This window comes from Aerosakkonema funiforme FACHB-1375 (assembly GCF_014696265.1).
In the GTDB taxonomy this organism is placed as follows: Bacteria; Cyanobacteriota; Cyanobacteriia; order Cyanobacteriales; family Aerosakkonemataceae; genus Aerosakkonema; species Aerosakkonema funiforme_A.
In genome coordinates this window covers 1-23,300 of record NZ_JACJPW010000125.1, presented here as the reverse complement: position 1 = coordinate 23,300, position 23,300 = coordinate 1, and the positions used below count along the sequence as shown (strand labels likewise).

The 23,300-nt window shown below is 44.1% G+C and carries 11 protein-coding genes; 8 read left to right on the top strand and 3 right to left on the bottom strand.

Annotated elements, in window-relative coordinates:
• Positions 1–505, bottom strand: a 505-nt coding sequence (locus H6G03_RS31635; protein ID WP_322112009.1) for an RNA-guided endonuclease InsQ/TnpB family protein, incomplete at its 3' end; no start/stop codon positions are given.
• Between the two features lie 169 nt (positions 506–674).
• Here H6G03_RS31635 and H6G03_RS31630 point away from each other — a divergent pair.
• The 8 genes from H6G03_RS31630 (at position 675) to H6G03_RS31595 (ending at position 16,946) form a co-directional block, all read left to right on the top strand.
• Positions 675–818: a hypothetical protein gene (locus H6G03_RS31630; RefSeq protein ID WP_190473898.1), complete on the top strand. Its 144-nt coding sequence runs from the start codon at positions 675–677 to the stop codon at positions 816–818.
• 434 nt (positions 819–1,252) lie between these two features.
• On the top strand, positions 1,253–2,530 hold the full coding sequence (locus H6G03_RS31625; protein ID WP_190473894.1) for a valine--pyruvate transaminase: 1,278 nt from the start codon (positions 1,253–1,255) through the stop codon (positions 2,528–2,530).
• Positions 2,531–2,541: 11 nt separating this feature from the next.
• Entirely contained in the window at positions 2,542–3,750 is a 1,209-nt protein-coding gene (locus tag H6G03_RS31620; RefSeq protein ID WP_199315578.1) for an AAA family ATPase, read from the top strand.
• Positions 3,747–4,505 carry a DUF4276 family protein gene (locus H6G03_RS31615; RefSeq protein WP_190473892.1) on the top strand — a complete coding sequence of 253 codons (759 nt, stop codon included), beginning with the start codon at positions 3,747–3,749 and terminating at the stop codon, positions 4,503–4,505. Before H6G03_RS31620 ends, H6G03_RS31615 begins: the two co-directional genes overlap by 4 nt.
• Positions 4,502–5,041, top strand: a complete 540-nt coding sequence (rimM, locus tag H6G03_RS31610; protein WP_190473889.1) for a ribosome maturation factor RimM — start codon at positions 4,502–4,504, stop codon at positions 5,039–5,041. Before H6G03_RS31615 ends, rimM begins: the two co-directional genes overlap by 4 nt.
• A 255-nt stretch (positions 5,042–5,296) precedes the next feature.
• Entirely contained in the window at positions 5,297–13,300 is an 8,004-nt protein-coding gene (locus H6G03_RS31605) for a PAS domain S-box protein (RefSeq protein WP_190473887.1), read from the top strand.
• Positions 13,297–15,279: an adenylate/guanylate cyclase domain-containing protein gene (locus tag H6G03_RS31600; protein ID WP_190473884.1), complete on the top strand. Its 1,983-nt coding sequence runs from the start codon at positions 13,297–13,299 to the stop codon at positions 15,277–15,279. Before H6G03_RS31605 ends, H6G03_RS31600 begins: the two co-directional genes overlap by 4 nt.
• A gap of 173 nt (positions 15,280–15,452) precedes the next feature.
• Positions 15,453–16,946 (top strand): diguanylate cyclase, encoded by a 1,494-nt coding sequence (locus H6G03_RS31595; RefSeq protein ID WP_190473882.1) that lies wholly within the window; start codon positions 15,453–15,455, stop codon positions 16,944–16,946.
• Positions 16,947–17,120: 174 nt separating this feature from the next.
• Here the strand turns inward: H6G03_RS31595 and H6G03_RS31590 are convergent, their stop codons facing one another.
• A complete protein-coding gene (locus tag H6G03_RS31590) occupies positions 17,121–21,416 on the bottom strand; it encodes a sensor domain-containing diguanylate cyclase (RefSeq protein ID WP_190473880.1) in 4,296 nt (1,431 codons plus the stop codon).
• A gap of 286 nt (positions 21,417–21,702) precedes the next feature.
• Entirely contained in the window at positions 21,703–23,070 is a 1,368-nt protein-coding gene (locus tag H6G03_RS31585; RefSeq protein WP_190473878.1) for a sensor histidine kinase, read from the bottom strand.
• Positions 23,071–23,300 lie beyond the last annotated feature (230 nt).

Genomic DNA, 23,300 nt, shown 5'->3' with positions numbered 1-23,300 from the left:
GAATAAAGGGTTTGCCGTTTAACCCTGTGGTGCTTGACCCACTACGAATGACTGGACTTTCCGCCTTTGAGTAGGTTTGAGTAAGTTTCGTTGAGCGGTTCCCTCCGGCAGTGGCTTCCTGACAAGCAGGAGAGTTTAGAATTCGGATGCCTTCATTCCTTATGTTCAGTGCTGCATTAGAATCTCTGTGATGATGAGTTAAACACTTTGGGCAGTCCCATTCACGTATATCAAGTGTTAACTTATCAACAACGTGACCGCAATTTGAACACATCTTAGAACTAGGGAAAAATCTGTCAATTTCTATGAGCTTTCCATCCTGACGCTTCAACTTATAATCCAAGAAATTGACAAACATTCCCCATCCAGCGTCCGAAATAGATTTAGACAGCTTACGGTTCCGTACCAATCCCTTTACATTGAGATTTTCAACAGCAATGACTTGGCTATCATCAACCAATTTTTTACTGACCTTATGTAAAAAATCTTGGCGGGAATGTGATATACGTTCGTGAACCTTCGCTACAAGTTTTTTAGCCAGTTGTCGGATATAGTCTGACCTTAATTGCCTTCAACACTTTAAATCACCTCCTTGTTTTTATCTGAAATACATTATAACATTTATATGTAACCATTGTGTATCCAAAATGAAAAATAAACAATTAAGATTAAGGATGTCAGAACGTCGTTTTAATAAGTTGCAATTATATGCAGTACAGTCAGATAAAACGATGACTCAAGTAGTAGAAGAACTGATAGACTCTTTACCCCAACCAAAAGAATTTGGCAATTCCTCATCGACCTCACTTCCGCGTTAATTTACGATTAACATAAGTCGGAGGTCAATTCGTCATAGCCCCAAAATTCATCCCACGCCTCACTTCGTGAGTGGACGTGGGGCTTCTTTTGGTTTAAGCTAAGAAAAGAAAGCAAGGCAATGTTTCTTTTTATACCCTTTTGGTTATTATTTTGAGTCAATTTCGATCGAGCCAATCTTAAAAAAGTTTATCGCTTTGTAAACTTTTGCCCGCACGCGAGATACTTGATAAACCGCGTTTCTTTACGAAAAATCCAGGCTTTCACGTTTAGAGATCCGCAAGCAACCCGGTTTCTCGTCCATATGTACTTTGCCAAACTAATCGATTAGCATCGATAAAAGAGGCTTTGAATGAGAAGGTGTTGAGTTTTGAGTCAAGAAATTACTCTACTCTCCCCCTCCCCTACTCCCCCACTCCCCCACTCCCCCGCTCCTATGAACCCTGCCCTGACTCAATTTGGCGATCGAATGTCCCACCTCACCGGCGTGCGGGCAATTATGAAAGATATCAAAGAAACTTTACAAGCAGGTGCTGGGCAGGAGTTCATCAATCTCAGTCCTGGAAATCCCGTCATTTTGCCGGAAGTCGAACAACTGTGGCGGGATTGCACCAAAGAATTGCTAGATAGTTCAGAATACGGTAAAGTTGTTTGCCGCTACGGTGATTCTCAAGGCTACGAACCGTTAATTGAGGCAATAGCTACCGATTTCAATCGTCGCTATGGGTTAAATCTCACCAATCGCAACATCCTGATTACCCCTGGCAGTCAAAGTCTCTATTTCTACGCCGCGAATGCTTTTGGCGGATACACCACAACTGGAGAATTAAAGCAAATCGTTCTGCCCCTGAGTCCAGATTACACCGGTTATGGCGGCGTGACTTTAGTGCCGCAGGCGTTATTAGCGTATAAACCAACACTGGATATCGATGCGGCTGCCCATCGCTTCAAATACCGCCCGGATTTTAGCCAACTGGAAGTTAACGAAAGTACGGGTTGCGTTTTATTCTCCCGTCCCTGCAATCCTACGGGCAACGTCCTTACCGATGAAGAAGTACGCAAAATCGCAGATTTGGCGGCAAATTACGATGTACCTGTATTAATTGATTCTGCGTATGGGCCTCCCTTCCCGGCCTTGAACTTTACGGAAATGACACCGATATTTGGGGATAATATCATCCACTGTATGAGCTTATCCAAGGCTGGCTTACCGGGAGAACGGATTGGAATTGCGATCGGTTCCGAAAGCGCCATCCAGGTGGTTGAGTCGTTCCAAACTAATATGTGTATCCATTCATCTCGGTACGGGCAAGCGATCGCCACCCGTGCGATCGCCTCTGGAATGCTAGCCAACATCTCCGAAACAGTCATTCGCCCCTACTACCAGAAAAAATTCGATGTAGTAGAAAATACACTAGAGCAAGCAATGCCCAAAGATTTGCCCTGGTTTCTCCATCGCGGTGAAGGCGCAATTTTTGCGTGGTTGTGGTTAGAAAATTTACCGATGACCGACTGGGAATTATATCAACAGTTGAAAAAGGTGGGTGTAATTGTTGTACCGGGTAGTTCTTTCTTCCCCGGTTTGCGTGAAGATTGGCAACATAAAAATGAGTGTATCCGCATCAGTCTGACTGCTACCGACGAGGATATTGAAGTTGGAATGCAGCGTTTGGCGAAGGTGGTGCAGGAAGTATATTCAGTTGTGAGTGCTTAATAGGAAAAAGAATGACAGGCGTAGCTATGCCAAATCAATTAACTCGTTTGCAAATCAAGAATTTCCGTTCGCTTGCGGATGTAGATATTGCTACCGAATCTCTAAACGTTTTATTCGGGCCTAATGGAGCCGGAAAATCAACCTTTCTGGATACAATATGGTTTGTGCGAGACTGCGCCATTCGCGGAGTTGATTTAGCATCCTCCGAAAGAGATCATGGCATCGGTCTTCTTTGGGATGGCTCGGATGAAGGCGAAAATATATCGATCGCAATTCAAACTGAATCGGCTAAATACGAAGTATCCTTTGGATATTCTTCAGGCAGAATAGAACCTTTTGTTGGAGAAAGATTACAATCTAAGCACCGCGATACCTACGTAATTGACAGAAAAATAGGCAGTGACAAGTCTTCCTTTTATCACTTAAAATCTGAACAATTAGAAGTCTCTGTTCTCAGAGATCCGGAAAAACTAGCCTTAACCAGATATGTAGGTTTGGAAGATAGTGATTCTGCCGCTTCCGATATAGACAATTTACTTCGTCGCCTGCGTTCCTATCAATCAAGATCTGCTTCATTATTCAAAATCAAACGATTTGGCTCGGAATCTGATTTTGGAGAGCGGTTACAGGATCGTTGTGAAAACTTGTGGTCAGTATTGAGAAACTTACACGATAGACGAGTCATTGACGATCGATATGACACAATAATTGATTTTATGCGACAAAGCTTCCCATCTTTCGACGATTTGTTTTTTGAACAAACTGGTCGATACACAGTTTATGCAAACTTTATAGATAAAAGACGGCGCAAACCAATCCGAGCATCAGGAGTATCAGATGGACATCTTCAGATGCTGATCAATCTCACAGCTTTATTTTCGGAAGGCAAAGACCGCTATTCACTAATATTGTTTGACGAGCCTGAAATATCGCTTCATCCTTGGTCATTAGCAGTTTTTGGGAAAGCCGTCAAACTCGCTACTGAAAGATGGAATAAGCAGGTATTTATTGCCACTCACTCTCCGGTACTTATTAGTCAATTTGAGCCAGAGAATATATTGGCTGCGGAAGTTGACGAGATGGGACGAACAGTAATGAAACGAGTCAGCGAGATTGAAGGTATCCAAGATTTACTGGAAGAATATGCCACTGGTTCTCTCTACATGGCTGAGATGATTGCACCTCAAAGTAAGTCTCCGTTTGAGGAAGAAGCTGAATGAAGAGTCAAGATAATAACGAGCCTCAGCAATATCGTTATTTGAAGTTCGGATTGCTTGTCACAGGAGAGACTGAAGAACTGCACCTTCCTAAGTTATTTAGAGCGCTGATGGAGTCTGGTTATTGCACTTTTAAAGTGTTGAGCCGTATTCCTCAGCTTGGACGGATAACTTCGGAAAAACGAAAGTCAAAACTAACCGTGACTGGGACTAACAAAGCTATTTCTACAAAACACATTGAACAGATTGCATTACCAGCCAGAAAGCATCTCAATGAAGCAAATACCTATGTAATACTTGTAGATGATTTGGAGTATCACAATCACGAGCAGCCACAAGAGGTTTTCGATCGATACCGAGAAATTCTTGACTCTCTTCCGCCAGAACAAAGACATCGTGCTTCTGTACATTTCTTAGTCAATATGCTGGAAGCTTATTACCTAGCTCACGCTGAGGCGGTTAATTTAGTATTAGGAACCTCGTTCGCAGATTATCCGGGAGATGTAGAGACTATCCGCAATCCGTATAGTGAAATTAAAAAAGAGTACAGCGATTTCGACAAGAAAGAACATGGTGGAAAAATCATCGAAAATCTCAATGTTGAATATGTTTTGTCACGTCCCGATACTTGTGCATCACTTAGAACTTTATTCAAGTGGTGTTCAAAATGCTTAGGTGAATCACCGACTGATAAATATCAGCTTGTGAATGGAATATTGAATGATATAACTAAACCACAAATAGAGGATATTCCATGAATAGTTCTGAATGGATAGAAATAGGTGAAATTGTTGCCGCGCAAGGTTTAAACGGCGAGGTGCGCGTTTATCCGGACTCGGATTTTCCGGAAAGGTTTGAGAAACGAGGACAGCGTTGGTTGTTGCGATCGCACGCCGCAGAACCGGAACCGATAAAATTATTATCGGGTCGGTATATTCCCAACAAGGGCATATATGTGGTAAAATTCGCCGACATAAACGATCGCACGCAAGCCGAAGAGTTGCGCGGCTGCAAGTTGATGGTAAAAGCAAGCGATCGACCAAACTTAGAAGCAGACGAATTTCACGTTTTAGACTTAATTGGCTTGGAAGTATTTAACCAATTAACAAGTGAAAAGGTTGGTGTTGTAGAAGATATTACTACAGCAGGTCACGATTTGTTGATGGTTAAATCCGCGAACGAGAAGAATAACAAACAAATTTTGATTCCGTTTGTGAAAGCGATCGTACCTGTGGTAGACCTGGAAAATAAACGAATTGAAATTACGCCGCCACCCGGTTTGTTGGAAATTTAATTAACTAGCTTAGTAGGGTGCGTTAAGGTACGCCTAACGCACCATCAAAAATTTATCTCCAAACAGTTTACATCTGAAAAGATTTTCATATATCTTTTGTAAAGGGAGGGGATATAAAAATGCTGGCATAAGATATGAAAGAGGGTGCTGCTAAGCCGCGTAAGTAAAGCAACGCGAGCAGTTGGGATAAATTGGTAATTAATTGCCACTTCGATCGACAACCAACCAAGCACAAAACTAAACAAAATCTTAATTATGCTAGAGTTCTGGGGACATATTTTTACTGATGGAGGATTTATCCCGCACGGTCATTGCTACCTGTGGAAGCCTGGATTGGTGGGACTCCATATCGCATCAGACTTAGCGATCGCGGTAGCTTATTACTCAATTCCCATTACGCTGCTTTATTTTGTTCGCAAACGGCAAGATTTGCCCTTCAATTGGGTATTTCTGCTGTGTGGGGCATTTATCGTCGCTTGCGGTACAACTCACCTGATGGAAATTTGGACGCTTTGGCATCCCACCTATTGGCTGAGTGGTGCGATCAAAGCCTTCACCGCATTAGTGTCAGCCTACACAGCGATACAGGTAGCGAACTTGATGCCAAAGGCACTCGCTTTACCTTCGGCAGCAAAACTGGAGGTTCTCAACCTCAAACTGGAGGGGGAAATAGCCGATCGCATCCTAGCAGAAGCCGCCCTCAAACAAGCTCGCGACGAGTTAGAAATCAGAGTCAGGGAACGCACCGCACAACTGGAAAAAGCCAATCAGGAATTGAAAAATGAAATTAGCGATCGCAAACTAGCAGAAGTTGCTGTCCAAGAAAGCGAAGCCAGAAACCGGGCTATCCTAGCAGCAATACCAGATTTGATGCTGCGAGTCAAGCCAGATGGCTCCTGTACTAGCTGTTTGCCGCCCAAAGATCCGCCAGCACAAACCTTCCTTCCGATCGAACAGCACCTTTCCGAACTGCTGCCGCCGGAATTGTTGCAAATCCAGTTACAAGCGATCGAACGAGCGCTGGTAACAGGGACATTGCAGGTTTACGAGCATCAAGTTGTCAAATACGGCAAAATTAGCTACGAAGAAGTCCGCATTTCCCCTGCTGGCGAAGAAGAAGCGCTGATTATGGTGCGCGATATTACCGATCGCAAACAAGCAGAAGAAATCCTCGCAAATTACAACCGAATTCTGTCAGCCCAAGTACAGGATCGGACAGCGGAACTAGCCCGAACTAATGCCCAGTTAGAACAAGAAATTGCCGAGCGCAAGCAAATAGAAGCCCAATTACGGAAAAGCGAAGCCAAACTATCAGCTATCTTAGATAACGTTGGTGCCTGCATTTACATCAAAGATTTGCAGGGCAACTATATATATATCAATCATTTAATCGAAGAAGTATTTGGCTTTACCGAAGCCGAAATTATCGGTAGCAACGATTTCAAATTATTCTCAAAACAGACAGCTTCATCCCTCAGACAAAATGACAGAAAGGTGATTGAGAGCGGTGTTGTCCATCGTTTTGAAGAAGTGGGCGAGCTTAACAACGGAGAATATCGTTACTATTTATCTATAAAAGTTCCCTTGAAAAGTGAAGACGGTAGCATCTACGGCATCTGCGGTATTTCCACCGATATTACCGAACTCAAACAAACAGAAGCGGCATTGCGGCAAAGCGAACAAAGAATGGAGGCACTGTTGAGCGCTATGCCCGATGTGATGTTTCGGCAACGGATAGATGGCACTTATCTAGACGTAGCGGGAGACAAAAGCACGATGCTTTTACCTCGCCAAAGTCTCATAGGCGGAAACTTAAAAGATTTACCCATTCCCGAACAAATCAAAGCCGACCTACTAGAACGTTTCCAAGCAGCAGTTGCCACCGGAAAGCTACAAATCTACGAGCATGACCTGCAAAAAGCTGACCGGATACACAGCTACGAAGCACGCATTGTCAAAAGCGGTGCGGATGAAATAGTTTGTATCGTGCGAGATATCACAGAACGCAAACGTTTTACAGCCGCCTTGCAGGAAAGCGAGGAACGCTATCGCACAGTGGTGACAGCAATGGCAGAAGGTATTGTCTTGCAAGATAGGAGCGGTGTTATCCACACCTGTAACGCTAGTGCCAAACGAATTCTCGGCTTGTCCCGCAAGCAAATGATGGGGCGGAGTTCGATCGATCCGCGTTGGCAAGCGATTCGCGAGGACGGTTCGCCTTTTCCAGGTGAGGAACATCCGGCAATGGTAACCCTGCGAACTGGCAAACCTTGCTCAAATGTGGTGATGGGTATCCGCAAGCCAAACGATCGCTTAACCTGGATTTCCATTAATTCTCAACCTCTGCGAAAAACTGGTGAAGTTCTTCCTTATGCAGTTGTAGCTTCGTTTTCCGATATTACCGATCGCAAACAAGCAGAAGAGGAATTACGGTGGAAAGAAACTTTGCTGCGCTCAATGGCTAATGCTTCACCGCTAGCTTTTTATGTAGTCGATAACCGCACCGATAGTATTCTCTACTTCAACCACCGCTTCTGCGAAATTTGGGGAATCGAACATCTGGAAACACAAATGCAGTGCGGTCAACTGAAGAACAAAGATCTGATTCCTGACTGTGTGTCTTTAATTAAGGATGCGACCGCATTTGCTGAATCTTGCGAACTACTGCAAAATGTGGCAAATCGAGATGTTGTTGAAGACGAGATTATTTTTCAAGATGGTAGGATTATCCGCCGCTTTTCCAGCCAAATTCGCGATGAGAGCGATCGCTACTTCGGACGGATGTATCTATTTGAGGATATCACCGATCGCAAGGAGATCGAAGAACAGCTGCAACTGGCAGATTTTTGTATAGAACGCTCAGTTCTCGGCATCGCTTTGATCGATCGCCACGGGAAGATTTTGCGGACGAACGAAGCATCTTCCAAACAACTGGGATACACCCGCGAAGAGTTTCTATCAATGTACGTCTGGGATAACGATCCCAATTTTCCGATCGATAAGTGGCCAGAGCATTGGCAAGCGCTCAAAGAGCAAAAAACAATGACTTTTACCTCGCAACATTGGCGCAAAAACGGCACAACTATCCCGATGGAAGTCTCGCTCCACTATTTGGAGTTTAACGGTAAAGAATATAACTTTGCCTGCGCTCGCGATCTCAGCGATCGCTATCAAGCAGAAGCGGCATTACGAGAAAGCGAAGCACGTTATCTTGCCATCATCGAAGATCAAACAGAACTGATTGTGCGGTTTTTACCAGACGGTACTCTTACCTTTGCTAATGAAGCGTTCTGTAGATTTTTCGGACACAAGCGGTCAGAAATAGTCGGGTATCGGTACGAACCTAGTATCCACGAAGAAGACTCCGAGTATGTAGCTTCTCTCCGCAATTTCATTAGCGTGGAAAATCCCGTCGTCACTATGGAAAATCGGGTGATTGCTCGTGGAGAAATACGTTGGACGCACTGGAGCGAGCGAGGCATATTTGATGACAACGGTGAGCTTGTAGAATTGCAAGCGGTAGGAAGAGATATTACCGATCGCAAGCGAATAGAAGAAGCGCTCAAACAAAGCGAGGAGCGTTTGCAATTGGCGCTGGAAGGCTCCGGCGATGGGCTGTGGGATTGGAATTTGGTGACAAATGAAGTGTATTACAGTCCCCGTTACATGGAGATGCTGGGTTATGAAGCAAATGAACTTCCACAGGAAGTGAGTACCTGGAATTATCTGACACATCCAGATGATATGGTTTGGGTGAAAGAGATCGTAGAAGCTCATTTCAAAGACAGTTCGGTTCTCTACGCTTTTGACTATCGGCTCCGCACTAAGTCGGGTGAATGGAAATGGGTGGCAGACTACGGTAAGGTAGTGGCTCGCGATGAAAATGGCAAGCCGTTGCGGATGGCAGGAACTCACCGCGATGCGAGCGATCGCAAACGAATGGAACAAGCCTTGAAAGAAAGCGAACAAAGATTTCGCGCTATCTTCGATCGAGCCTTTCAGTTTGTAGGATTGCTCCAACCCGATGGTATTGTTTTAGAAAGCAATCAAACCGCACTGGATTTTGCGGGAATCAATCGAGATGAAGTGGTCGGTAAGCCATTTTGGGAAGGGAAATGGTGGACAATTTCTCCGGAAACTCAAGCACAATTAAAAGCAGCCATTTCTCAAGCGGCTCAAGGTGTATTTGTTCGCTACGAAGTTGATGTTTGGGGAAAAGATGAGCGAATTATGACGATCGATTTTTCCCTACGTCCGATCGTAGATGAAACCGGAAGAGTAACGCTGTTGATTCCCGAAGGACGAGATATTAGCGATCGCAAACGAGCTGAGGAACAACTGCGAAAGTACGAACGGATAGTTTCAACAACAAGTGATGGGATTTGTTTGGTCAGCCCTGACTACACCTATCAAATCGTCAACCAAGCATACCTGAACTATCATCAGAAGCGCTATGACGAAGTTGTCGGACACAAAGTTATAGAAATTGTAGGCAAAGAGATATTTGAAAGACAAATCCAGACGAGTCACGAACGTTGTTTAATAGGAGAGACAGTACAATACGAAATGTGGTTTGATAAGCATACAGAGGGACGCAGATTTATTAGCGTCACTTACTCTCCTTATTTTGAGGCCGATCGCACAGTTTCAGGTGTAGTGGTCAGCGTCCGTAACTTAACTGAATTAAAGCAAGCACAGAAGCAACTGGAACTGCAAGACATCATCGTCAAAAATGTGGCAGAAGGCATTTGTTTGGTGAGAATCAGCGATAACATCATTGTCTATGCCAATCCCAAATTTGAACGGATGTTTGGCTACGATTCGGGTGAACTAAATGGCAAGAATGTTGCCATAGTTAACTACCAAGATGAAACCATTGATGCTGAAGCCATTCACGCAGAAATTGCCCACAATATCCTGACTTATGGCGAATATTCCTATGAAGTTTATAATGTTAGGAAAGACGGTACACCCTTCTGGTGTCGGGCAACTACGTCCAAATTTGAACATCCTGAGTATGGCACAATTCTCGTCGCCGTCCAGGAAGATATTAGCGATCGCAAGTATGCAGAAGAAGCGCGACGGCTAAGCGAAGCTCGACTCAAACACCTGACTGCAAGCATACCGGGAACTCTTTACTCGTATGGATATTATCCGGATGGTGCGGCAAAGTTTGAATATATCAGCGAAGGTTGCCAAGAAATGTTTGAACTCGCTCCAGAAGAAGTTTTAGCGGATGAAAATACCCTATTAAACCAAATTTCCCCCGATGACCGAGCCAAGCATGAAGAAGCAGTTGTTCGCGCCATCGAAAACATGACTTCTTTGAGTTCGGAATGGCGCAATATTGCTCCTTCTGGAAAACAAAGATGGCTGCGTGTCCAAGCTCAACCTGAATATCGCGAAGACGGATCTAAAGTTTGGCATGGCGTGATATTAGATATTAGCGATCGTAAAGAGATAGAACAAGCATTACGCGATAGCCAATATTTTCTGCAAAAGGTTGCCAATGCAACACCGCAGATTTTGTACCTCTTCGATGTCAAACAGAAGACGAGTATCTATTTGAACCAACAGTGTACGAGCATTTTAGGCTACTCACCAGAAGAAATTTACCAAGCAGATCCGGAATGGTTTGTTAATTGTTTTCATCCAGAAGATCGACACCTGTGCTACGAAATGCCGGATCGATTTATCAATCTTAATGACAATGAAGTGCTGACCACTGAATATCGATTCCAACACAAAAATGGCGATTGGCGTTGGCTTTGTACGCGAGAAGTTGTCTTCTCTAGAGATGAGAATGGTGTACCGACGCAAATTCTGGGAGCGGTGCAGGATATTAGCGATCGCAAACAAGCCGAAGTACAAATCAAACAGCAAGAAGAGTTCCTGCGAACAGTCATCGATAACGACCCGAACACCATCTTTGTCAAAGATAGAGAAGGACACTTTTTGCTGGTTAACAAAGCTGGTGCCCATTGTTTCTACAACAAAACTCCAGAAGAACTGATCGGTAAAAAAGATTCAGACTTCTGTTATTCTTCAGAGCTTGTTGAGCTTTTTATACAAGAAAACCTATATGTCATTGAAATGGGTCAGCCATTGTTTATTGGTGAGGAAAAAGTTGTCAATTATACTAACGAAGAAAAATGGTTTCAGTGGCAAAAAATTCCGATCCGCCTACCCGGAAAAGATGATATTTGCGTGCTGGGAATCGGAGTCGATATCACCGCCCGCAAACAAGCCGAAGCAGAATTGGAAGCACAGCGAGCTTTTCTGTATCAGGTAATCGATGTAGTTCCCAGTGCTATCTTTGTCAAAGATCGGCAACTGCGTTTCCTGATTGTCAACCGATGGGCTGCTGAAATGTACGGCTCAACAATTGAAGAAATGAGGGGTAAAACCGATTATGAATTTGCAGGCGATCGATTTGATGATTCTGCGGGGAGCAATATTCTTAAATCACCCTCAGAACCGAATTTTGAACTAGAAAAATTCCTGGCAATCAATCGCAAAGTAATGTCAACCCTTCGTACCGAAATTATCCCGGCTCAACCTATCAAAACCCCTGAAGGTGGACTGCGTTGGTATCAAATCATCATCAGTCCGTTTATTGAAGCAAACGGTCAGGTGCAGGGAGTCATCGGCGCTGCTACAGATATTACCGCTCTCAAGCAAGCAGAAGAAGAATTGCGATTGGCAAAAGAAGCTGCCGAAGCCGCTAACCGCGCTAAAAGTACCTTCCTCGCCAACATGAGCCACGAATTGCGAACCCCCCTTAACGCCATTCTCGGCTTTTCTAAACTGATGAACCGCGCCGCCAATCTCTCTGAAGAACAACAAGAAAATCTCAATATTATTCGTCGTAGCGGCGAACATTTGCTGACTTTAATCAACCAAGTGTTAGACCTCTCTAAGATTGAAGCCGGACGCATAACGCTGAATGAAAATGAGTTCGACCTCTACCGCTTGTTGGATGATGTCGAAGATATTTTTTCGTGGAAAGCCAGAGAAAAAAATTTACAATTACAGTTTAACTGTGCTGCCGATGTTCCCAAATATATCCGTACTGATGAACTCAAATTGCGGCAAGTGCTGATTAATTTGGTGAGCAATGCTGTTAAATTTACCGGACAAGGAAGCGTGTCAGTATTAGTTAGCGCTGAAGGCGGCAGAGGAACGGGCGAAAAAACCAACGATGGCGATGATGGAGGATTTGATATAACAATTAACTTTGAAGTTTCAGATACAGGCGAGGGAATTGCCCCCAGCGAATTTGAAAAGTTATTCAAACCATTCGTGCAAACGGCATCGGGCCAAAAAGTGCAGGAAGGAACCGGGTTAGGGTTGACTATCAGCTGCCAATTTGTGTGTTTGATGGGAGGTGACATAACGGTTATCAGTGGCGGGAAAGCTTTCAGTCCGGGTGCCGATCGCTGCGAAATAAACAAGGATATAAGGGTGGGTACAACATTTAAGTTTAAAATTCGAGCCGGCACTGTCAAGGCGATCGCAACTGAGAATCAACCCCAAAGTCGTGGTGTGATTGCCCTTGCCCCCAATCAACCCCTCTATCGAATGCTCATAGTTGATGATAATACCTATAACCGCCAGCTTTTGATTAAGCTGCTCCATCCCCTTGGCTTTGAACTACAATCGGCTCATAATGGCTATGAAGCGTTACAAATTTGGTCGCGCTGGCAACCTCACTTAATCTGGATGGATATGCGAATGCCAGAGATGGACGGGTACGAGGCAACTAAACAGATTAGAAAGGCTGAAGCCGCAAAGCTAAACGATGAATTAAATTCTACCGTGGCTGCTTCATCCTCACTCGATCATCGTTCTACTGCGATTATTGCCATTACTGCCAGTTCCTTGCCAGAAGAAAAAGCGGCTGTTTTGGCGGCTGGTTGCGATGATTTTATTCGCAAACCTTTCCCAGAACACGAAATATTTGATGCTATTCAAAAACATTTGGGGGTGGATTTTATTTATGAGGAAACTACTGCTGTAAGCAGGTCTGATACCACAGAAATACTAGGGATATATGCGGAAAATATCGCTACTTTACCTGGTGATTTATTGCTTGTTTTACGTCATGCGATCGTTGAGGGAGACTTGGAACAAATAACTATAATTATCGAAGAATTGCGTCTACACAATCAAATGTTGGCTCAGTATTTACTTACTTTAGCTAACCAATATCAATTCGAGCAATTACTGAGTTTAATCCAGACAGAACATAGCTTATGAGCGCAACCCAAGGTCTTGCACCTAAAGCAAATATTTTGGTTGTAGACGATACACCAGGAAACATCAAGTTATTAACTCAAATTTTATCCAATCATGGATATAAAGTGCGCGTTTCTCCAAGTGGCAAACTGGCGCTACAATCTTCTCAGTCAAATCCCCCCGATCTGATTTTGCTCGATGTCAATATGCCAGAAATGGATGGTTATGAAGTTTGCCAAAATCTCAAAGAGTCTGAGCAAACTCGCGATATTCCAGTTATTTTTATCAGCGCTTTAGACGAAGCCATTAATAAAGTTAAAGCTTTCGGAGCCGGTGGAGTTGACTATATTACCAAGCCATTTGAGCCTTCAGAAGTTTTAGCGCGGATCGAAAATCAACTTCGCCTTCGCGAACTTCAACTGCAACTGATAGAGCAGAATGAACTACTGCAAAAGCATCTGGAAGCACGCCGACAAACAGAATTGGAAATTCGTTTATTACTGGTAACAACTCAAGCAATTAATCGCCATAATGATATTCACTCTGCTTTACAAGCTGTCTTGCATTTAGTCTGCATAACAATTCAATGGGACTATGGAGAAGCTTGGATTCCCAGCGAAAATAGAAGCGTTTTAGAATGCAGTCAAGGTTGGTACAGTAACGATCCCAAATTTTTAGAATTTAGGAACCAAAGTTCAACGGTTACTTATGCTGCAAACGTTGGATTTCAAGGCAAAATTTGGGCTGACAAGCAACCGCAGTGGAGCGAAGATATTTCATTTGCAAAAAATTTATTTTTTTTGGATTCGCAAATGCGTGATGCGGGCTTAACATCTGCATTTGGTGTTCCCATATTGCTAGAAAATGAAGTATTAGCAATTATTGTTTTTTACAACAAAAAGTTTACGCCTAAAAATGCACGAGTAATCGATTTGGTTACCGCTGTGGCGGCTCAGTTAGGTTCTCTAATTCAGCGGAAAAAAACTGAAGAAATCCTGCGAATTACTCAAGAGCGCTATCGCAGTATTGTGGAAAATGCCGTAGAGGGTATCTATCAAAGTACACCAAACGGACGTTACCTAAGTGCTAATCTAGCGCTGGCAAGGACTTATGGGTATGATTCAGCGGAAGAGTTAATGACAAGTTTGCAAAATATCGAACAGCAGCTTTATGTCGATCCTCGCCGTCGCCACGATTTTTTGGCGGAAATGGAAAAAAATCATGCTGTACTTGGATTTGAGGCGCAAGTTTACCGGAAGGATGGCAAAATTATTTGGATTTCGGAAAATGCGCGTGCGGTGCGAGATTCTAAGGAAAAGTTACTTTACTACGAAGGGACAGTTTCTGATATCACTGCCCGCAAAATAGCTGAGGAGAAAACAGAAAAGCTACTATTGAATATATTGCCAAAGCCTGTTGCCGATCGCTTGCAACAAAATCAGCAGGTGATTGCAGATAGCTTTGCTGATGCGAGCGTTTTATTTGCGGATTTAGTAGGATTTACAAATTTGGCATCGCAAAAAAATCCTACGGAGATTATACAACTCCTGAATCAGATTTTTAGCGAATTTGACCAATTATCCAAACAACACGGTTTGGAAAAGATTAAAACCATTGGTGATGCTTACATGGTAGTCGGCGGGGTGCCAATTCCAGGTGCCGATCGCGTTGAGGCGATCGCGGAAATGGCACTGGATATGCACGCGGCTATTGTCAAATTTAATACCGAAACACGCGAAAATTTACGCCTCCGTATCGGTATTAATATTGGCCCCGTAGTCGGTGGGGTAATCGGTTTAACCAAATTCATCTACGATTTGTGGGGAGATACCGTCAACGTCGCTTCTCGTATGGAGTCAACGGGCGTCCCAGGTGAAACGCAGGTCACAGCAGCAGTTTACGATCGCCTCAAAGCAAAATTTCTTTTTCAAGAAAGAGGTACGATACAAATTAAAGGTAAGGGCGAGATGACGACTTATTTTCTGACAGGCAGGAAATAAACATCAAACAATTTATCAATGGGGAGATAAAATTATAGAGTAGCCTGAGTTAACTCAGCGTCATATCTCCCTTTGTACCGATGATTTACGGTGCAAAAAATTTTACTATAGGTAAAACTGGTGAAGACTAAGTGCCTAACGCACACTCAGAAAAATTAATATTAAAGCAGCTTATGACTCAGGGGCAGTCTTTCCCGTCCAAAGCGAACATCTTAGTTGTAGACGATACAGCGGAAAATTTGACTTTATTAAATCAAATTTTGTCAAATCAAGGCTATAAAGTGCGGGTAGCTCCTAATGGCAAATTGGCTCTCAAATCTGTACTCTCAAGTCCTCCCGATCTGATCCTTCTGGATATCAGAATGCCAGATATGGACGGTTACGAAGTTTGTCGGCATCTCAAAGAGGATTGGCGAACGCGGGATATCCCGGTAATCTTTATCAGCGCTATGGATGCAGCCATAGATAAGGTGAATGCTTTTACGGTGGGTGGAGTGGATTATGTGACAAAACCATTTGAGGCGATCGAAGTTTTGGCGCGGATTGAAAATCAATTGCGCTCGCGTCATTTTCAGTTAGAATTGCAAGCTCAAAATGCCCAGTTGCAGTTTTTATTGACGACAACTCAAGCGATTAACTCTGCTGCCGATGTAGAAGAAGCATTAGAAGTAATTTTGGCAAACGTTTGTCAGACTATCGGTTGGGATTTTGGGGAAGCTTGGATGCCTAATGCAGAAGCAACTACACTTGAATGTCGTCGCTGTTGGGATGTTAGCCATGTCCATTTCGATAAATTTCAACACCAAAGCGAGACGTTTTGCTTTGGTCCCGGTGAGGGTTTGCTGGGAAGGGTTTGGCAAACTCAAAAGTGGGAATGGATTGCCAATATCTCGTGCGAGAACCATCAGGTTTTTCATCGTGCGGCAATCGCCTCAGCAACAGGAATTAAAGGTGCCTTAGCAATTCCTATTGTATTCGAGTCAGAAGTACTAGCAGTTTTGGTGTTTCTGCAAAAACAGGAAATAAAACCTGACGATCGATCTCTCTCTCTTGTCAAGGCAGTTGCCAGCCAATTGGGGTCGATGATTCAGCGCAAAAAAGCAGAAGCTGCGCTTGTACAAGCGAATTTGGAATTAGAACGCCTTGCCAACTTAGACGGCTTAACCCAACTTGCGAATCGGCGTCGTTTTGATGAATATTTATTTCAAGAATGGCAGCGGGGCGCACGGGAAAAACAGCCTTTATCTTTAATATTATTAGATGTCGATTATTTCAAATTTTATAACGATCGCTACGGACATCAATCTGGCGATGATTGCCTGCGACAGATCGCACTAGCGGCAAGGCTTGCAGCCAAGCGTCCGGCGGATTTGGTCGCTCGTTACGGAGGCGAAGAGTTTGCCGCTATTTTGCCCAATACGGAGGCTCATGGAGCTTTGAAAGTGGCTCAGGCTATGCGCGATCGAGTTCATCAACTGCAATTGCCCCACCCTTGCTCCCAAGTAAACAACTGCGTTACGGTCAGTTTGGGAGTTGCTAGTGCAATTCCCACTCCAGATGATGTGCCAACAACACTAATTACCAATGCGGACAAGGCACTTTACGAAGCAAAAAACCAAGGACGCGATCGCATAGTTTTGAAGTTAGGACTAGGGCGTCGGGACTAGGGCGTCGGGACTAGGGACTGGGGAAAAGGGAAAAGGGAAAAGGGAAAAGGGAAAAGGGAAGAGGGAAAACATTTATTCCCCCGCTCCCCCGCTCCCCCACTCCCCCACTCTTCCCCTAGCTAGATTACGTTTCATCACATTTTGAACCCCCGTCCCTTTAGGGCTGGGGTGGCTTCAGCGCCAAGTTTTCAAGATAGCTCGATCGCGTCCTCGGTATTTTGCCTCATAAAGCCCTAAATCGGCAACATGAATCAGCCGTTCGGCAGAAGTTTGCAGCGTCGGAACCGTAACAGCAATACCTAAACTTATAGTGACATAGGGACTGATTCTAGAATTGGCATGGGGAATTTGTTGCGATCGCACTCGATCGCGAATTTCTTCTGCCACTACAAGCGCCCCTTCAGCTTTAGTATTTGGCAGAATCACGGCAAATTCTTCGCCACCGTACCGCGCCACCAAATCCGCAGGACGGCGTACAGCCTGCTTAATAGCGTTAGCAACCTGCTTCAAACAATCATCTCCCGCTTGATGACCGTAGGTATCGTTGTATTGTTTGAAAAAGTCAATATCGCACAGAATCAAAGCTAAGGGTAATTGCTCGCGGTGAAGCCGACGCCACTCGCGATGCAGATATTCGTCAAAGCCTCGACGATTCGCCACTTGAGTTAAGCCATCCAAACAAGCTAAACGGTGTAGCTCTTTGTTTGCCGCTGCCAGTTTTTCAAATAGAGAAGCTTGTTGAATAGCGATCGCCAACTGAGTAGCCAATTGCTGCAACAAATTAATTTCAAACTGTTGCCATTCACGCACACAAGTGCATTGATGGGCAATCAAAAGCCCCCAGAGTTCTTCCCCATTAATCAAAGGCACAACCAGTTTAGCTTTAACTCCGAATTCTTTTACAAAGTCAGCCAAACAAGTTGCTACATAGGCATTTTCTATATCTGGAATAGCGCGTACCCTTCCCCGTCTGTACAGCTGATGGTAACTTTGGGGAAAGACTTCTTCGGGAAAAGTTCTGCCCAAAATCGCTTCACAATGGGAAACGACTGCTTCTGTCACCACGCTCCCCGTTCCCTCCGGCCATATGCGATAGATAACAACTCGATCGCACGAAAGTAATTGCTGCACTTCCAAAACAGCAGTATTGAGAATTTCCTCCAGATTGAGCGTGCCGCGAATGCGTTGAGTTATCGTCGCAACTACTCGCTCGCGATCCGCCTGCTGTCGAATGGCTTCTTCTACCAATTTACGCTCGGTGATATCTTCTGAAATGCCAGCTAAACGGTAAATTTGTCCAGAACGATCGCGAATGGCAAAACAGCGAGTGTTTATCCAGCAAATTGAACCGTCAGGACGCACAATGCGAAACTCATGACTGTGCCGACCCTCATCCCAGGCATTCATTCGTTCGTTCATACCTCTGACTACAAGTTCTCGATCGTCTGGATGGATACCATCGATCCATGACAGCGGTTGTTCGTACAAACTTTGGCAGGTGCGACCCCATATTTTTTCGTAAGCGGGACTTATGTAAAGAATCTGACGAGCATCAGCTGTGCATATCCAAAAAACTTCCTTGCTGTTCTCCGTCATTTGCCGAAATCGCTCTTCCGACTCCCGCAGCGCCTCTTGTGCTTGCATTCGCTCGGTAATGTCCAGAGTTATGCCATCCACAAGCACATCGCCATTGCTGTCCTTAGAAAAGCGGACGCTATCTTGAATCCACTTGATTTGGCCCGATCGGGTAACGATCCGGTACTGTTGAAATAAAGGCTGAAAGCTTACTATTGAAGCTGCGATCGACTCTTGAAATTTTGTACGATCGTCTGGATGAACGAGTTCCTGTAATAGTTTTGGATGCTCTAACACTTGCTGGGCATTCAGACCGGTAAGTTCGTACACTCCCGCACTAATAAAAACTAAATTCATCCTGCCGTCCGCATCCAAAACGGAGCGAAAAACGCAACCTGGAATATTGGCAGCGATCGCAGATAAACGCTGTTCGCTTTCGCGCAATGCTGCTTGTGCTTGCTTGCGATCGGTAATGTCTTCCGAAATACCTAATAAATACAGCGGTTTTCCCGATTCGTCGAGAATTGCTAACTTCTTCGTGTGCAGTATTCTGATCCCCTTGTTTTTTGTGTGGATACATTCTTCTGGAATATCCACAAGCTGCTTTTGTGCCAATAATTGGAGATCTTTTGCTCGGAAGAAATCTACTTCTTCTGGTGGGAAAAAGTCATAGTCGCTTTTGCCGATCAGCTCTTCTCTGGAATAACCGAGCAGTTCCTCACCCGCTTTGTTAAGACGCACAAATTTCAAATTTTCAGCATCCTTGACAAAGATCGTGTTGGGAATATTTTCCACAATCAAGTTAAGAAACGCTTCCGTCTCCCGTAGCGCTTCTTCCGATCGCACGCGCTCGGTTATATCTTGAACTAAGCAAGCAATACCGATGACATTGCCATCTGGAGCGATTAACGGCGTGCTGTACCACTCGCAAACGATAATTCTGCCATCTTTAGTCAGATTCTCTTTGGTGGTGCGAATGCCTCCTCGACTGACAAGCAGTTGCTCGATCTCGCCGTTAACCCGATCTTTTGCATTTGCGGGTATAATGAAATTGCCCGAAGAACCGATCGTTTCACTTTTGCTATAACCAAAAATTGCTTCGGCGGCGGGATTCCATTCCACAATTTCAAAATTAACGTTCCACTCAATTACAGCTAGGGGAGTTTGCTGTATGTGAAGCGAAAGTTTTTGTTCGGATTTAATCAAATCTTCTTGCGCCTGTTTGGTAGCAGTAATATCAACACAGGACCCGATATAACCAATAAAAGTGCCATCCGAATCGAAACGGGGAACGCCTTTATCTAAGATCCAACGGTATTCCCCATCCGCTCGTCTGAGGCGGTACTCGATCTCAAAGTTCTGGCGAAGTGCAAAAGCGGAAAAGTACGTATTCCAGCAAAGTTGAAAATCTTCTGGATGCACGCCTTCCATCCAACCATTGCCTATTTCTTCCTCCATAGTGCGTCCGGTAAAATCCAGCCAACTTTGATTCAAAAAGTCACAATTTCCATCTGTGCTGCTCGTCCACAGCAACAAAGGCGCACTATTTACTAAGTTGCGAAAGCGCTCTTCACTTTTGAGCAACTTTTTTTCCATCTGCTTGCGATCGGTTATATCAATGTAGCCTATAGCAACACCGTAATTTTTCAGAGGAATCGGAGCCGCAGTCACGCTAATCCAGCTAATCTCGCCACCTTCTTTCAAAATCCCCATTTCTACATTTTCAATTTTTTTATTTTCTGTTAACGCTCGCACGCTGGCAAATTCGGCTGGTGGCATTGGTATCCCATCCGGACGAATAATCTGCCATGCTTCGCTATTAAATTTTCGCAGCTTATGTTCTGCTTTCGATAATCCTAAAATTTTTTCAGATGCTGCATTAGCTTCTATTATATTTCCCGTTTTATCTGTTATTGAAATACCCAACGGGAATGTATCAAACAATATTTTGTACTTTTCTTCGCCTTCATTTAAGGCTTTTTCCGTCTGTTGGCACTGAGTAATATCCCGTCCGACAAACTGAAATTCTACCAGAGAATCTCGTTCATCAAATATGGCTCTGTATTTCCATTGCAGCCAACATATTTCGCCGTTTGCGTTCGGACTTCGGTGTGCGATCGCTGTCACCGGATTGGCTCGGTTTAGAGAAGCAATCTGATGAAGGAATTCTTCTACGTCCTCCTTTAAAAGGAATTCTATAAACTGAGTCCCGATTATCTCTTGGTGCTGCTTACCAAAGTAGCGACAGTAAGCTTCGTTGACGAAAGTAATAGTTCCATCTGGTGTAAATCGCACAATTTGTTCCGTGCTATCTTCAACGATCGCATTGTAGCGCTGCTCGCTCTGACGCAGTTTTTCCTCTAATCTTTGCAGTTCGCTTACCTCGATTTGCACTTGTCGATCGATTTCTATGAATTCGCCGGTGTCGTTTCCTACCGATTTCTCTAGATGGCAGCAGTATTTCTCCATTTGGAGAGTTTTTTTAGCCACCCCTACACGTTCGGTAATATCGCGCCAAACTACACCTATTGCCCCAGGACTGCCATCCGGATTGCAAATAGGCACTTTTTTTACTTCAAAAGTTTTAGTTGTACCGTCGGAGATGACAATATCTTTCCAACTATAGCGGATGCTTTCTTCCCAACTATCTCCTTCATATGGCTGGGCATTGTTAAAAAATATTTCGCGATATAATTGGCTGCGATCGGCTAGCTCAACGTCTGTTTTCCCTCGGTAGTCTAACCCTTCCAACCCAAATAATTTCAGTGCCGATTCATTGGCAATTAGCCACCTGCCCTCGCCATCCTTGACGATACAAAGCTCGAAAACGGCATTTAACAAGGAATTAAGCCAGTATGCTTGATTTTGCTGCATTTCTGCGCTCTGTTTGCCCATATCTTTTTCAAAACAGCCATAGTTCTACTAAGGTTAGTATTTCGCGGCACTCTCACAGACGAAAACTTCACGCTGGAGAGCCTGCCTATACAATTGGCCAAGGAAAGGCTTTTGTTCAGATATTTATATGTTAAAAATTATACATATATTTAAGTAAACTTAAGATTAAAATATATAATACTTAATAACTATTTTTACTTTCTGGCGTTATTATTTTCCCACTCTGGCACTAAAAATTTCTTTTTAAGTGCCAAAATTATAACTGGAAACAAAGATTTCTAAAGCCTCAAATTAAAGGCAATAGAACTTCAAATTCCGTGCCGATTCCGAGCTGCGATCGCATCAAAAATTTACCTCCATGTTTGGCTGTCACAATTCGATAGCTCAGAGCCAAACTTGTTTCTTTCTCAGTACGCTTTTGGATCGAGAAAGATTCCATAATCTGGTTTTGGGCGTTAGCAGATAAACCGGGGCCATTATCGGCAATTTTAATCGAAACCCAGCGGGATGAAGCTTCATTTACACGATTTACCGAATCCAGAGAACAAACTTTAGTTACAATTTCAATTCGAGGCTTGCGAGCGGTATTATCTTGCACTTTCCCTTTAAATTCCATCGCAAACTTTTGGTGAACCGCCTCGTTAAGCAAAGCATCAACAGCATTAGTAATAATATTCATAAACACCTGGTTAAGTTGCCCAGCAAAGCAAGGTACAGGCGGTAAATTACCGTAATTTTTGACAATTTCAATTTCACTACTAAGACGGCTTTTGAGCAGCAACACAATACTATCTAGCAAAGCGTGCAAATCGGCAGGTTTTGGATAAACTTCATCAATATGACAGAAGTTTTGCAGACTTGTTACCAGCTTTTTTAAACGTTCGGCTCCGGTTTTGATACTATCGATCGCTCGCGGCAAATCCTGCTGTAAAAAATCAAATTCAATGTCTTCTTTTAGTTCCTCAATTTCGCTTGGTAACTCAGGCAGATATTTTTCGTAAGCAGAAACCAGCTGCATTAAGCTGTCTCCATACATCGATACATGAGTTAAGTTTCCCCAAATAAAACCCACCGGATCTAAAATTTCGTGAGCCACCCCATCCACCAAACGCCCCAAACTAGCCATTTTCTCGCTTTGAATCATCTGCGCTTGGGTGCGTTCGTAGCGTACCTGAGTTTCGATACCGCGAATTTGCCAATAAGCGATATTTAATTCGTGGATATCTAACAGTTGATAAGTGTTGGGTTCTGTTTTAACTACAATCGGTTCTCCCAGAAATTGCGGCGATCGCCGCAGTGCGTGCGGCGCTGCTGCTAGAATTGGTGTGTTATCCGACAGAACTAAAACATCACTGGGAGCGTAAGTGTGGAGAACGTGCAGCGGTTTGTGCAAAAATAGTTCCAGTCTGTGAGGACGGATCAGGTACTCCAACAGTCGCAGGCGGGAGATCATCCCGGCAAAGTTGCCATTCTCCAGTAAGATAGCTCCTGGCAATCGGGGATATTTATCAAAAACGCGGGCGACTTCTGTACCCAAGCAGCTAGTTGGTACATCGAAACTGTACAGAGGCAGTTCGCAGAGGGTTGAGTCTATAGAGAGGTCTCGATCGCTCCCTTCGGATAAGCGCGGTGCAGAGACAAATTTGTTTGACACAAGGCATCCCAACCAATAACAATGCACTGGAGGAGCTGTACTGAGCTCCTTAATTAGCCTATCCTCAATTAGCCGATCATTTCCACCACTGGGGGTAGTTTATGGCCGATCGGGCAACCCAACTTACCGAAAACCGTGCGTGAAAGCCCCTGGCTTTAGACATGGGGATGAAACGCACCTGGCGATTTTAATCGCCGTCAAGTCCCTGGTTTCCACTTCTGATTCTCAAT